This window comes from Metabacillus sp. 22489, assembly GCF_052044855.1.
In the GTDB taxonomy this organism is placed as follows: Bacteria; Bacillota; Bacilli; order Bacillales; family Bacillaceae; genus Metabacillus; species Metabacillus niabensis.
This window is the reverse complement of record NZ_JBQENT010000050.1, coordinates 1-13503: the sequence shown is the minus strand read 5'-3', so window position 1 is coordinate 13503 and position 13503 is coordinate 1. Positions and strand designations below refer to the sequence as shown.

The window sequence follows — 13503 nt, the reverse complement described above, 5'->3', positions numbered from 1 at the left end:
TAACAAGTCTCTTCAGCTGATGAAGGTGAGGTTCTAGCAAAATGATTTCTTCCTTTTTAACGTTATATGAGGCAAAGGGGTTGGACATGTTGAAAAAAAGCTTGGTGTTATTATTAGTAGGGCTTTTAACAGTATTCGTTCTCGCAGCATGTGGCGAGAAATCACAGTCAGATGTAGTTCGGGCGTTAGAAAAGAAGATGGATGAAATGTCAGGGTATAAGGCCAAAGGGAAGATGACGCTTCAAACAGGTAGTGAGCCACAGGAATATGAAATTGAAATATGGTTTAAAGGACCGGAATATTACCGAGTAAATCTTAAAAATTCGCAAAAAGAGCAAAGTCAAATGATTTTGCGTAATGATGAAGGTGTGTTTGTGTTAACTCCGGCATTAAACAAAAGCTTCCGTTTCCAAAGTGAATGGCCGCAAAACAGTAGTCAAGCCTACCTTTATGAATCATTAATTAAAGATATTGTGAATGACCCGGAAGCTACTTTTAGTGCAGCGGAAAACAAATATGTGTTTGAAACTAAAACGAACTATCAAAATAATAAAATGCTGCCTACACAAGAGATTACCTTTAATAAAAGAGATCTATCACCATCTAGTGTGAAAGTGATGGATACAGATAAAAATCCACTTGTTATTGTTGAATTTACGAAATTTGAATTTAATGCATCATTTGACGATAACTCATTCGATGTCGAAAAGAATATGTCTAGTGCGCAAATTGAAGTCCCAACAATGGCATCTGGCGACAATGAGTCATTTGCTGTTAAGTATCCTTTAGAAATGCCAGAAGGATTCTCATTAGTTGAAGAAAATGAAGTGAAAACTGAAAATGGCAAACGAGTTATTCTTACCTTTGAAGGAAATGAAAAATCATTTACTTTAATTCAGGAAAGTGCTGAAATTGCTGCACCAGCTTCAGCCTCAACATCAACATATGTAAACGGTCAACCGACAGATTTAGGATTCACAATTGGAGCGATGTCTGATACAACATTGACATGGACTCATGACGGAGTTGACTACATGTTAGCGTCTGAAGATTTATCAGAGGATGAAATGCTTATGGTAGCAAAATCAATCCAAGGTCAGGCGGCAAAATAATCATTCGGGTGGCAAAGTCCACCCGTTCTTTCATTTATCCTTTTGGATGTAAGTGGAAGGAACCTTCCTCAATTGCTTATTGTAATGGAGTAACCTATTAAAATAAGAGCTACGTATCAAATGTTTAAATCATTGTAAAATCCTTCTATTTTCCCCTCGAAACTATTTGACAATTTTGCAATGTAATCAAATAATAAATGTTGTAGTAAAGTCAGGCTGAGGAAGTGTAATTGTAAATGCAGCAAGAATTTTATCGAGATACGTGGGTTGATATTGATTTAGATGCAATTTCACATAATGTTAAGTCAATGAAAGAGCATGTTGGTAAAAATGTTAAAGTTATTGCAGTTGTTAAGGCAAATGCTTATGGTCATGGCTCCGTTCAGGTAGCAAAAACTGCTTTAAAATCTGGAGCATCCATGTTAGCTGTAGCATTTCTTGATGAAGCGATCGCGTTGCGTAACAGTGGGATTGAGGCGCCGATTTTAATCCTCGGTGCAACAAGAGCGAGTGCTATCCAGTTGGCTATTAAGTATGATATTACATTAACGGTGTTTTCTTTAGATTGGCTTGTTGAAGCATCGCAATATATTCAAGAGGGTACTGTGAAAATTCACGTCAAATTAGATACGGGAATGAGTCGATTAGGAGTAAGGGAGGAAACAAGCCTTTTAGCGATATTCGACTATGTAAAAACATCATCGTGTTTTCATATTGAAGGAATTTATACTCATTTTGCAACAGCAGATGAGAAAGACGTCACATATTTTAATGAACAATATGAGAAATTCGATGGGTTTTTAGAACTAATTCCACACGATGAATTACTTGTTCATTGTGGGAATAGTGCAACAGGACTCCGGTTTCCAGAGAAGGTATATAATGCTGTAAGACTTGGCATCTCCATGTACGGCTTAACACCTTCACTTGAAATAAAGGATGAATTGCCATATACACTTAAAGAGGCTTTTTCTTTAAAAACCAAATTAGTGAATGTTAAGAAGGTTCCAAAGGGAACAAAAGTAAGCTATGGTGCAACATATGAAGCGAAATCGGAGGAATGGATTGGGACGATTCCAATTGGATATGCCGATGGTTGGATTAGGGCTTTAAGGGATGTAGATGTACTTGTAGCAGGTCAACGGGCTCCATTGGTTGGGCGAATTTGTATGGATCAATGTATGGTCAAGTTGCCATATGAGTTACCAATTGGTGAAACAGTCACACTAATTGGTAGACAAAATAATGAAAAAATCTCTGTTGATGAAATTGCAAGTCATTTAAATACAATAAATTATGAAATAACATGTATGATCTCTATGAGAGTGCCGCGAATTTTTTGGGAAAATGGACAGAAAATCGGTGTAGATAATCCGATCATAAATAACCTTTAACATAAAAACCTAAACTGATCTAAATGTTCCAAATAAAATGAATAAATAACATGTATATGTCGATAATAGAGAAGGGTTAACAAACAAGGTTGTTGAATAATAAAATAGTTCATTATGGTTCTTGCTTTTTATTGTAGACTGGCTAACCACCGCACTTTGCTTATAATCGTCATAGGATAAAGCCAAAGTGAAGATATCCAAGGTAAATAAGCCAATCATGAATAGAGGGTAATGAATTCCTTTGTTTTGATTGGCTTATTTATCTGTGGTTAGTGTTTTTGTTCAATCTTTCTAATTAGCGGAAAACGGTGTTTAGTCACAAATCTATTTGAGCAAAGGATTATTTAAAGTTTTTTATTTTCCAACTCCAACCCCTAGCATACAAAGAACACACAATCCTCCTTATGATAAGCTAACATCGAAAAGATCGCTCTTCGTGTTTTTATCTCAGATGGATTGCTCTGGTTCATTCTCGATGACCAAACGGTTCCACTTTTCTAGGGAAAATGCTTTGCTTATTGGGAAGTTAATGTTATTATTAAACTTGGAATGAATTATAGGATGGTAAGTTTTGTGGAGGTGTGTGTTTGTGTCTGAATCCAGCGCAACAACAGAAATCTTAATTCAGTTACCTCAAGCATTAGTTTCAGAATTAGATGGACTGGTTAAACAGGAAAACGGAAACAGAAACGAGCTTATTTATCAAGCAACAAAGATGTATATTCGTGAGCGTAAAATGCGCCATATTCGCGAATCTATGAGACGTGGTTACATGGAAATGGCGAAAATTAATTTAAATATTGCATCTGAAGCATTTCTGGCAGAATCTGAGGCTGATCATACCGTTGAACGCTTAGTAAGCGGGGGTTAATCATTTGATTGTTAAACGCGGTGACGTATATTTTGCTGATCTTTCCCCTGTTGTAGGCTCGGAGCAAGGTGGCGTACGTCCTGTATTAATTATTCAAAATGATATCGGAAACCGCTTTAGTCCTACAGTTATTATAGCGGCAATAACGGCCCAAATTCAAAAAGCAAAATTGCCAACTCATGTTGAGATTGATGCAAAGCGTTACGGATTTGAACGGGATTCAGTAATACTCCTTGAACAGATTCGAACGATTGATAAGCAAAGGCTAACAGATAAAATTACCCATCTTGACGATGAAATGATGGATAAGGTGGACGAAGCCTTACAGATAAGCTTAGGACTCATTGATTTTTAGGGAAAAATAAATTTAGTTACAATAAAGAAAAAGGTTGCTGAACTGCAACCTTTTTTATTTATACTAATTTAAGATATGTTACCTTGAAATGTAAGAATAGAAAAAAATTATAAGCTATTTAGCGTATTTCTTTTTTTAGAATAAAATCGATATAATGAAGAGGATACAAGGTGGTATTACATTATAGGGGAGATTAATATGCAGGAATCATTAAACCCGTTATATAAATTTATTCTTATCCATAAAAAAGAAATTTTAAATAATTGGGTAAACGTGATGGGAGAAACCGTGTTACTAAAAGCCTCAAATACCAATAACTCTCAAGTGATTTTTACTATTTATAATGAATATATCAATATAGTAGTCCAGTATTTACAAAACCCAAAAGAAGATATGGTTAGCACAATCAGTGATTTTTCAAAAAAAATTGTGCAAATAGGGTGGTCATTACAGCTAGTTTCCATGAGCTTAATAGAATTTAACAAAATTGTATTTGATTTGATGACAATAGATCAATCAGATGAAGAAAAAATGAAGCTTGTATTTGATTTCGATAAATGGTTAACACCTCTGAATTATGAGGTACTTAATCAATATGCTGAGTCGTGGGAAAAAATTGTAGCACTTCAAAAACTAGCATTAAAAGAATTATCAGCACCATTAATACCAATTTTTGATAATATTAGTGTTCTTCCGTTAGTTGGGACGATTGATACAGAACGAGCAAGGAACATTATGGAGAACTTGCTATTTGGTGTCGTTAAGCATCGCTCAGAGGTGGTATTAATAGATATTACTGGTGTTCCGATAGTTGATACGATGGTGGCTCATCACATCATTCAAGCTTCTGAAGCGGTTAGACTCGTCGGTGCTAAATGTTTACTCGTAGGAATTAGGCCTGAAATAGCCCAAACGATCGTAAACCTTGAGATTGATTTAAGTCAAATCATTACGAAAAACAGCTTACAAGCTGGCATTGAATATGCACTACAATTAACAAATCGTAAAATTGTTACATTGGGGGATAGAAAATGAACACCAGAATACCAATTTTAAAATTAGGAAATTGTTTACTCATTTCAATTCAATGGGAGCTTGATGATCAAACTGCACTTCAATTCCAAGAGGACTTATTACATAGAATATATGAAACTGGTGCAAACGGAGTAGTGATTGATTTAACTTCACTAGATGTCATTGACTCCTTTATTGCGAAAGTACTTGGGGATGTAATAAATATGTCAAAATTAATGGGAGCAAAGGTTGTGTTAACGGGGATACAGCCTGCTGTAGCAATCACTTTAATTGAACTTGGGATTCAGCTAGAGGGAGTGCAAACAGCTTTAGATTTAGAAAAAGGCCTCGAAACATTACGGCGGGAGTTGGGGGAGTAAGCATGGAGAACCAATCCTGTGTGAAGATTACCACTGAGTGGGATATTGTGGCGGCACGTCAATTAGGACGTAGCGCAGCAAAAGAGATCGGTTTCGGTCCGGTAGATCAAGCAAGAATTACAACAGCGATATCAGAACTAGCCCGTAATATTTACTTATATGCAGGACGTGGTGAAATACAAATTGAACTTATTGAGCAAAATGGCAAAAAAGGATTAAAGATAATCGCGGATGATAAAGGTCCTGGAATACAAGATATTCGCCAAGTTATGGAGGATGGTTATTCGACATCAGGTGGGTTAGGTGCTGGGTTACCTGGTGTTAAGCGCTTAATGGATAATTTTGATATTAATTCCGAGGTTGGAATTGGTACAACGATTCATGCGGTGAAATGGTTACGGTAGGAGGGGTTGAATGGATTTTAGACATTTTTTAGAGGAAAAGTATGTAAGTCTTTTAAGAAATTACATAAATAATCAAACGGAAACAGCTTTGTATCAGGGACAAAAGTTTAGTAGAAAATCGATTGAGCACCAAGTACCCCCTGAGGAAATTATTAGTACACATCGTAAAGCTCTTCAGGAATTATATCCGCAAATCCAGAGTGAAGTCCTCACCTCTTTGGACTTTTTACTAGAGGTCATGATGGGGTATGGCTTAGCTTATCAAGAGCATCAAAGTTTACGAGATCAACAATTAGAAATTAAGTCAGAAATTCAAATCGCCGCAAATGTTCAACGTTCCTTATTAGAAACATCTATACCACATGTAGATTCATTAGATATAGGAGTTATAAGTGTTCCTGCCAAGCAGATGAATGGAGATTTTCATCACTTTGTACAGGATGATGAGGCAATTAGTGTTGCAGTAGCTGATGTGATTGGGAAAGGGATTCCTGCGGCACTTTGTATGTCGATGATTAAGTATGCGATGGATAGCTTGCCAGAATCACGAAAAAGCCCAAATCAGGTTTTAGAAAATTTAAATAGAGTTGTTGAGAGAAATGTAGACCCAAGCATGTTTATTACGATGTTTTATGGAATGTATAACATTGAAAAACATATTTTTACATATGCATCTGCTGGCCATGAGCCTGGCTTTTATTATTTCGCAGAGAAGGATACATTTGAGGATTTAAACTCAAAAGGACTTGTTTTAGGTGTAAATAAACAAGTAACGTATGAGCGGTATGAAAGACAAATTGAAGTGGGAGATATGATTGTATTATTGACTGATGGAGTAACTGAATTAAGAACGGAAAGTGGTTTTGTTGAAAGGTCGTTTATCACCAGCTTAATACAAAAATATAAACATTATTCTTCGCAGAAATTAGTGGAAAAAATATTTAAACATTTTGAAAAGATGCAGGACTTTCAATTAAGGGATGACTTTACTTTAATAATACTAAGAAGAGTGGTTTAATCTACCCGTTTTTCGGGTATGGAAAGGATACAAAAGCTCTTTCTGAGGTGAAGAAGGATGGACATAAAAATTGAAATTACGAATAATAGTGATGAAACGAATATATCGATTACAGGTGAAATTGATGTATATACAGCTCCAAAATTGAGGGAGTCAATTTTCCCGCTTGCACAAATGCCGAATCCTTCTATTGTTGTAAGTCTTGCAAATGTTTCTTATATGGATAGTACAGGATTAGGAGTGTTTATCGGTTTGTTAAAAATGGTTAGAAAAAATGAAGGTCAGCTCAGACTAATTGAGCTGTCAGAACGATTGGTACGCTTATTTAGAATAACAGGCTTAAATGACATCATTGATATATCTTCTAAATCAAAGGGTGGAGTACAATGAATCAATTAGTGGATTATATAGAAATGAAGATTCCCGCAAAGCCAGAGTATGTAGGAATTATACGATTAACTCTTTCAGGAATTGCCAGTAGAATGGGATATTCATATGATGAAATTGAGGATTTAAAAATTGCCACTAGTGAAGCGTGTACAAACGCAGTACAGCATGCCTACAAACATGATGAGGGTGGAGATATTGTTGTAGGGTTTGGCCTTTATGAAGATCGCCTGGAGGTAATCATTGCAGACGATGGTAACAGCTTTGATTTTGAACAAGTGAAAAGTGAACTCGGCCCCTTTTCTGCTTCAAGTCCTATAGATCAGCTGCCTGAAGGTGGATTAGGTCTGTATTTGATGGAAACGCTTATGGATGAAGTCCGTATCCTTGATAAATCAGGTGTTACAGTCTTCATGATTAAGTATTTAAGTGAGGGGCGAATCAAACATGGCGCAACCATCTCAAACTTCGAAGCTAACTAAAGAGGATATAAATAAGCTCATCTTACAATTTCAACAGAATGAAGAAGAAATGGCTCAAACTGTTCTTGTTGAATACTATTCGGGCTTAGTCGATACGTTAGCGAAAAAGTATTCTAAAGGGAAAGGGTTCCATGAAGACTTAAAGCAAGTGGGGATTATTGGATTGCTAGGGGCGATTCGGAGGTATGATCCTTCTATTGGAAAGCCATTTGAGGCTTTTGCGATTCCAACGATTATCGGAGAAATAAAACGATTTCTTAGAGATAAAACATGGAGTGTCCATGTGCCAAGACGGATCAAGGAATTAGGACCGAAAATGAAAGCCGCGGTTGATGCTTTAACAAATGAAAAGCAACGCTCTCCTAGAGTCGAAGAGATAGCAGAGTATTTGGATGTTACAGAAGAAGAAGTGTTAGAAACGATGGAAATGAGTAAAAGTTATCATGCTTTATCTGTTGATCATCCAATCGATGCTGATGCCGAAGGAAGTACGGTGACAATTCTTGATATAGTAGGTGCGGAAGATCAAGGCTATGAAAAGGTAAATCAAAGGCTCATGTTAGAAAGTGTTCTTCATGTTTTAACAGAACGTGAAAAGGAAATTATTGATTATACGTTTATTATGAATAAAAGCCAAAAGGAGACGGGCAAAAAGCTGGGGATTTCGCAAATGCATGTTTCGCGGATACAGAGGAGGGCTATCCAAAAATTGAAAGAAGCGATCGATGGAGATTTGTTTAACTCGGAGATGGAAAAATGATAATTCAGGAGTCAAATAGTTTTGTTCGGACGTTAGCATATCAAATACCTAAACAAGGAAAGGATTGCTGTGGGGATAGTTTTTTTCTAAAGGCAACAGATGAATATTTGATTTGTGCATTGGCTGACGGACTAGGAAGTGGTGAACGTGCAAATGAGTCATCCTCTGCGATAAGTACGTTAGTTGAAGAGAAACATGATGAAAAAGTTGAAGTGTTAATTGAGCTATGTAATAAGGAATTAAAAAATAAACGTGGCGCAACAGTTTCTATATTAAAGATAGAATTCCAGACAAAGCAGTTCACATATAGCTCAGTAGGTAATATTCGCTTTGTTTTTTCTTTGCCCTCAGGCTCATATATTTATCCGATACCGATTTTAGGATATTTATCAGGGAAACCCCAGAAATATCGCACTCAAACGTATTCCTATGAACAAGGGTCTAAATTTATCATTTATACAGATGGTCTTGTATTACCTGCTGTTAAAGCATTGTTAGAAAAAAGCCATTCTGTTGAGGAATTATCACAATCCTTGAAACAGTATACAAACAATCGTAATGATGATTTAACCTATATAGTCGGTCAACTATTTTAGTATTAGGTATTAGGAATGGTTGAACGGCTTTTATTTTTATTTAATCGTAGCTCTTAGCAGCAGATTAGCGAATTATCCTCTCTAAGTGCTTAGGTGGAATGAAAGGTAAGGAGCAAATTTTTGGCTTTAGGCTTACTAAGTCCACTGTTTTCCTTTGTTTGGAAAACGAATTTAAGATAAAATGATATGAGAATGCTGAAATATATTGGAGGCTTATGATGATCGATAAACAGGATTATATCATGCAACATATTAGTAAAGAGCTTTCTATAAATGTAAAACAAATAGCGAATGTTATATCGTTATTAGAGGAAGGGAATACAGTTCCGTTTATAGCTAGATATCGGAAAGAGCAAACTGGTGCACTTGATGAGGTGCAAATTCGCGATATTTCAGAAAAGTGGACATACATACAGAATTTAGAGAACCGTAAAGAGGAAGTCCTTCGCTTAATAGAAGAACAAGGAAAACTAACAGAACAGCTTGCTGCAGAAATAAAAAGCGCAATGAAGCTTCAACAAGTTGAAGATTTATATCGACCATACAAACAAAAAAGACGTACTAAAGCAACGGTTGCAAAGGAAAAGGGATTAGAACCGCTTGCTAAGTGGATTTTACAATTGCCAACTGAAGGAGATGTTTTTGATAAGGCAAAGGAATTTATAAATGAAGAAAAAGAGGTTCACACGGCTGAAGAGGCAATACAAGGTGCAAAGGACATTATTGCTGAGCAAATTTCTGATGAGCCAAAGTACCGTCAATGGATTCGCGATGTGACATTTAGAAAAGGGAAAATAGCTTCTGTCGTAAAAGATGAAGAGAAAGACGAGAAAAATGTTTACGAAATGTATTACGAATATGAAGAGCCTATCTTAAAAATTGTTCCGCATCGTGTGCTTGCGATAAATCGTGGTGAGAAGGAAGAAATTCTTCGCGTATCAATAATGCCACCTTATGAGCAAATCGTAGAATATCTTCAGAAGCAGGAACTGAATAAAGCGACGATAGTGAGGGATCTTATCGTTGAAACAATTGAAGATGCGTATAAAAGGTTAATTCAGCCTTCAATTGAAAGAGAAATACGAAAAGAGTTATCTGAAAAAGCAGAGGACCGTGCCATTCATATTTTCTCTGAAAATCTAAGAAATCTATTATTACAGCCGCCTTTAAAAGGAAAAATGGTATTAGGTGTAGACCCTGCATATCGGACAGGCTGTAAATTAGCAGTAGTTGACCAAACGGGGAAAATGCTACATATCGGTGTTGTATATCCACATCCGCCAGTAAATAAAACAGAACAAGCAAAGACTACTGTCATAGAGATTCTTAAAAAATATAATATTGAAGTAATAGCAATCGGAAATGGAACAGCGTCAAGAGAAACAGAACAATTTATCTCTGATATTTTAAAAGATAGCAAAAGTGAAGCCTCATATTTAATTGTTAACGAGGCAGGTGCAAGTGTATATTCAGCATCTGATTTAGCGAGAGAGGAATTCCCTGACCTTCAAGTAGAGGAACGAAGTGCAGTTTCTATTGCGCGAAGATTGCAGGATCCTTTAGCAGAGCTAGTGAAAATTGACCCGAAATCAGTTGGAGTTGGCCAATATCAACATGATGTTTCTCAAAAGAAGCTAAATGAATCATTAACATTTGTTGTTGAGACTGTAGTTAACCAAGTTGGAGTTAACGTCAATACCGCATCGTCTTCATTGCTACAATATGTTGCTGGCCTTAGTAAATCGGTAGCAAATAATATTGTAAAAAGAAGAGAAGAGCTTGGTGGGTTCTCCAATCGTAAGCAATTAAAGGACATACCAAGACTAGGTGCAAAAACATACGAACAGTGTATAGGTTTCTTAAGGGTGTTAGAAGGTGATCAACCTTTAGATCGTACAAGTATCCATCCTGAGCATTACAATGAGGTGAAGAAACTACTAAAGCAACTTGGTGTAACAGAGTCAGATTTAGGTAGTGATAAATTAAAGGAACAAGTAAAAAACCTGAATTTAAAAGAAACCTCATCAATACTTGAAATTGGTGAATTAACTTTAAAAGATATATGTGATGCGCTTATTCGTCCTGAAAGAGATCCGCGCGATGATGTTCCTAAGCCGCTATTAAAGAAGGATGTTCTGAAGCTGGAGGACCTTAAGGAAGGTATGGAGCTCCAAGGAACGGTACGTAATGTTGTAGATTTTGGAGCATTTATTGATGTCGGAGTAAAACAGGACGGACTTGTTCATATATCAAAGTTAAGTAATAGCTTTGTTAAACATCCACTAGATATCGTATCTGTTGGTGATGTTGTAACGGTATGGGTAGATAGCGTTGATTTTAAAAAAGGAAGAGTAGCATTAACAATGGTAAAAGAATAAAAAGAAACACTGCCTACGAGCAGTGTTTTTCTCTATAGAAAAACCAACACTGATTAAGTAATCTGATTTGATATCGATTTTTTTCTAAGAAAGCACGTCGCATTTGGCTTTGTAACCATGATGGCATTGCTCATACCTCCTTATCCATTATAATGGAGTATGGGTGTTTATAATGTATGCATAAGACTAGGTTGATGTTACTAAAAAAGTGAGGAAATAATTTTGGATGATAAAAAGCTGCAACAACTAGTTGAGGAAATTTCATTAAGGTTTTTTAATAAAAAATTTACCCACAAAGCAACATTCAATAAAAGACTTAGAACTACTGGTGGACGTTACATATTGAATACCCACAACATAGATATTAATCCGAAATATTTAGAAGAGCACGGACTTGATGAAGTGATAGGTATTATTAAACATGAGCTCTGTCATTATCATCTTCATATAGAAGGAAAAGGATATAAGCATCGTGACAACGATTTTAGAGATTTGTTAAAGAAGGTTGGTGCACCAAGATTTTGTACACCTTTAAAATCCGAACCCAAAAGCGTGAGAAAAATCCTTAAATATCAATGTAAAAGCTGTCAGCAAATATTTAATCGGAAGAAAAAAGTGGATACGACTAAATATGTATGCGGGAAATGTGGTGGGAAAATCTATCTGATGAAATAGGGTTGACGAAAGAGGTAAAGCTATGATAAATTATAAAAGCCGTCGCTGATGGCATGTAATTGAATAAAAAATAGATAGTATTGACATGATAAGTGATACTAACTATAATAAAAGAAGTCTTTTATATTGTTCCGCAGTAGCTCAGTGGTAGAGCTATCGGCTGTTAACCGATCGGTCGTAGGTTCGAGTCCTACCTGCGGAGCCATATGGGGAAGTACTCAAGTGGCTGAAGAGGCGCCCCTGCTAAGGGTGTAGGTCGTGTAAGCGGCGCGAGGGTTCAAATCCCTCCTTCTCCGCCATACGTTATGGCCCGTTGGTCAAGCGGTTAAGACACCGCCCTTTCACGGCGGTAACACGGGTTCGAATCCCGTACGGGTCATTTTTAATATGTGGAATCTAATAGGAAGTGGACATATCTTATTTCCATGATTCGTCCACCTCCTATTTATTTCTTTGATTTCGTTTGGTCCGGTAGTTCAGTTGGTTAGAATGCCTGCCTGTCACGCAGGAGGTCGCGGGTTCGAGTCCCGTCCGGACCGCCATTTTACTTTTTGGCAATAATTACAACTTGAAGTTGTAGTTGAGACGTGGTATTATATAATTCTTGTTGTTTAATTTACTCAAAACATAATATTCGATGGGCTATAGCCAAGTGGTAAGGCAACGGACTTTGACTCCGTCACTCGTTGGTTCGAATCCAGCTAGCCCAGCCATTTTTATTTTTTCTTTAAAATACTATATTTCATTATTGTAATGAGCCATTAGCTCAGTTGGTAGAGCACGTTCGAATAAGCTACAAAGCGAAACATCAGCGCGCAAATCGAGCTTCTACTTGAATAATCATACTGAGATTTGGGCGTCAGATACAAGTCGTGTAAAGAATAGTAATACTCATTGATAAAATGAGCCATTAGCTCAGTTGGTAGAGCATCTGACTTTTAATCAGAGGGTCGAAGGTTCGAGTCCTTCATGGCTCACCATTTACACACCGTGCGGGTGTGGCGGAATTGGCAGACGCGCTAGACTTAGGATCTAGTGTCCTTGTGACGTGGGGGTTCAAGTCCCTTCACCCGCACCATTGATTCGTTCGCGGTCGTGGCGGAATGGCAGACGCGCTAGGTTGAGGGCCTAGTGGGGGCAACCCCGTGGAGGTTCAAGTCCTCTCGGCCGCACCAAAATAAATCAAAAAAGTTCTTGACTTTACGTATTGCACTTGATATAATATTCTAGTCGCTTTAAAACAATATAAGTTGCGCCCGTAGCTCAATTGGATAGAGCGTTTGACTACGGATCAAAAGGTTAGGGGTTCGACTCCTCTCGGGCGCGCCATAATAACGGGAAGTAGCTCAGCTTGGTAGAGCACTTGGTTTGGGACCAAGGGGTCGCAGGTTCGAATCCTGTCTTCCCGACCAGCGGAGTTATAATTTAATGCGGGTGTAGTTTAGTGGTAAAACCTCAGCCTTCCAAGCTGATGATGAGGGTTCGATTCCCTTCACCCGCTCCAATGATCTTTGAAAACTAAACAAAACCAAGCGTGCCAACGTTAATTTCGATTAACACAAATCGTACTATTAAGTACACAATGAGCAAGTCAAACACTTTATTGGAGAGTTTGATCCTGGCTCAGGACGAACGCTGGCGGCGTGCCTAATACATGCAAGTCGAGCGAATCTGAGG

The 13503-nt window shown here is 37.2% G+C and carries 15 protein-coding genes, 11 tRNA genes and 1 rRNA gene; 26 read left to right on the top strand and 1 reads right to left on the bottom strand.

The genetic code is table 11. The features are described 5' to 3' along the window. The first annotated feature begins 89 nt into the window (after positions 1-89). The 13 genes from ACTJJ9_RS22150 to ACTJJ9_RS22090 all read left to right on the top strand — a co-directional run bounded on the left by ACTJJ9_RS22150 (position 90) and on the right by ACTJJ9_RS22090 (position 11151). A complete protein-coding gene (locus ACTJJ9_RS22150) occupies positions 90-1112 on the top strand; it encodes a DUF4367 domain-containing protein (protein ID WP_440768876.1) in 1023 nt (340 codons plus the stop codon). Between the two features lie 236 nt (positions 1113-1348). Next, the gene (gene alr / locus ACTJJ9_RS22145; RefSeq protein ID WP_440768875.1) at positions 1349-2506 is read left to right on the top strand and encodes an alanine racemase; all 1158 of its coding nucleotides are present in this window, start codon (positions 1349-1351) and stop codon (positions 2504-2506) included. Positions 2507-3095: 589 nt separating this feature from the next. Beyond that, positions 3096-3377 (top strand): CopG family ribbon-helix-helix protein, encoded by a 282-nt coding sequence (locus tag ACTJJ9_RS22140; RefSeq protein ID WP_095302519.1) that lies wholly within the window; start codon positions 3096-3098, stop codon positions 3375-3377. A gap of 4 nt (positions 3378-3381) precedes the next feature. After that, on the top strand, positions 3382-3732 hold the full coding sequence (gene ndoA, locus ACTJJ9_RS22135) for a type II toxin-antitoxin system endoribonuclease NdoA (protein WP_026562078.1): 351 nt from the start codon (positions 3382-3384) through the stop codon (positions 3730-3732). A gap of 198 nt (positions 3733-3930) precedes the next feature. Beyond that, a complete protein-coding gene (locus ACTJJ9_RS22130) occupies positions 3931-4767 on the top strand; it encodes an STAS domain-containing protein (protein WP_440768874.1) in 837 nt (278 codons plus the stop codon). After that, a complete protein-coding gene (locus tag ACTJJ9_RS22125; RefSeq protein WP_095302521.1) occupies positions 4764-5126 on the top strand; it encodes an STAS domain-containing protein in 363 nt (120 codons plus the stop codon). Before ACTJJ9_RS22130 ends, ACTJJ9_RS22125 begins: the two co-directional genes overlap by 4 nt. Positions 5127-5128: 2 nt before the next feature. Continuing rightward, the gene (locus ACTJJ9_RS22120) at positions 5129-5530 is read left to right on the top strand and encodes an anti-sigma regulatory factor (protein ID WP_095302522.1); all 402 of its coding nucleotides are present in this window, start codon (positions 5129-5131) and stop codon (positions 5528-5530) included. 10 nt (positions 5531-5540) lie between these two features. Then, complete coding sequence (locus tag ACTJJ9_RS22115) at positions 5541-6548, top strand: PP2C family protein-serine/threonine phosphatase (RefSeq protein WP_440768873.1); 1008 nt, start codon at positions 5541-5543, stop codon at positions 6546-6548. Positions 6549-6605: 57 nt separating this feature from the next. Further along, positions 6606-6938 (top strand): anti-sigma factor antagonist, encoded by a 333-nt coding sequence (locus ACTJJ9_RS22110; protein ID WP_095302524.1) that lies wholly within the window; start codon positions 6606-6608, stop codon positions 6936-6938. Continuing rightward, positions 6935-7417 carry an anti-sigma B factor RsbW gene (rsbW, locus tag ACTJJ9_RS22105; RefSeq protein WP_440768872.1) on the top strand — a complete coding sequence of 161 codons (483 nt, stop codon included), beginning with the start codon at positions 6935-6937 and terminating at the stop codon, positions 7415-7417. Before ACTJJ9_RS22110 ends, rsbW begins: the two co-directional genes overlap by 4 nt. Beyond that, on the top strand, positions 7383-8177 hold the full coding sequence (sigB, locus tag ACTJJ9_RS22100; protein WP_095302526.1) for an RNA polymerase sigma factor SigB: 795 nt from the start codon (positions 7383-7385) through the stop codon (positions 8175-8177). The genes rsbW and sigB overlap by 35 nt, the downstream gene beginning before the upstream one ends. Beyond that, on the top strand, positions 8174-8773 hold the full coding sequence (locus ACTJJ9_RS22095) for a PP2C family serine/threonine-protein phosphatase (protein ID WP_145583632.1): 600 nt from the start codon (positions 8174-8176) through the stop codon (positions 8771-8773). The genes sigB and ACTJJ9_RS22095 overlap by 4 nt, the downstream gene beginning before the upstream one ends. 242 nt (positions 8774-9015) lie before the next feature. Further along, the gene (locus ACTJJ9_RS22090; RefSeq protein ID WP_440768883.1) at positions 9016-11151 is read left to right on the top strand and encodes a Tex family protein; all 2136 of its coding nucleotides are present in this window, start codon (positions 9016-9018) and stop codon (positions 11149-11151) included. Positions 11152-11164: 13 nt separating this feature from the next. Here the strand turns inward: ACTJJ9_RS22090 and cmpA are convergent, their stop codons facing one another. Then, a complete protein-coding gene (cmpA, locus tag ACTJJ9_RS22085; protein ID WP_095302529.1) occupies positions 11165-11278 on the bottom strand; it encodes a cortex morphogenetic protein CmpA in 114 nt (37 codons plus the stop codon). Between the two features lie 95 nt (positions 11279-11373). On the opposite strand from cmpA, the gene ACTJJ9_RS22080 reads away from it, so the two are divergent. The 13 genes from ACTJJ9_RS22080 to ACTJJ9_RS22020 form a co-directional block, all read left to right on the top strand. Further along, a complete protein-coding gene (locus ACTJJ9_RS22080) occupies positions 11374-11826 on the top strand; it encodes a SprT family protein (RefSeq protein WP_095302530.1) in 453 nt (150 codons plus the stop codon). Between the two features lie 130 nt (positions 11827-11956). Continuing rightward, a tRNA-Asn gene (locus tag ACTJJ9_RS22075) sits at positions 11957-12031 on the top strand. A gap of 3 nt (positions 12032-12034) precedes the next feature. Further along, positions 12035-12125, top strand: a tRNA-Ser gene (locus ACTJJ9_RS22070). A gap of 8 nt (positions 12126-12133) precedes the next feature. After that, a tRNA-Glu gene (locus ACTJJ9_RS22065) sits at positions 12134-12205 on the top strand. An 86-nt stretch (positions 12206-12291) separates the two neighbouring features. Next, positions 12292-12368 (top strand) — tRNA-Asp (locus ACTJJ9_RS22060). 96 nt (positions 12369-12464) lie between these two features. Then, positions 12465-12539, top strand: a tRNA-Gln gene (locus ACTJJ9_RS22055). Positions 12540-12730: 191 nt separating this feature from the next. Next, positions 12731-12806 (top strand) — tRNA-Lys (locus ACTJJ9_RS22050). A gap of 12 nt (positions 12807-12818) precedes the next feature. Beyond that, positions 12819-12904 (top strand) — tRNA-Leu (locus ACTJJ9_RS22045). Between the two features lie 11 nt (positions 12905-12915). Next, a tRNA-Leu gene (locus tag ACTJJ9_RS22040) sits at positions 12916-13001 on the top strand. A 77-nt stretch (positions 13002-13078) separates the two neighbouring features. Continuing rightward, positions 13079-13155: transfer RNA gene (locus tag ACTJJ9_RS22035), tRNA-Arg, on the top strand. A 6-nt stretch (positions 13156-13161) separates the two neighbouring features. Further along, a tRNA-Pro gene (locus ACTJJ9_RS22030) sits at positions 13162-13238 on the top strand. 18 nt (positions 13239-13256) lie between these two features. Beyond that, a tRNA-Gly gene (locus tag ACTJJ9_RS22025) sits at positions 13257-13330 on the top strand. Positions 13331-13426: 96 nt separating this feature from the next. Then, positions 13427-13503, top strand: a 16S ribosomal RNA gene (locus ACTJJ9_RS22020); the annotation flags it as partial.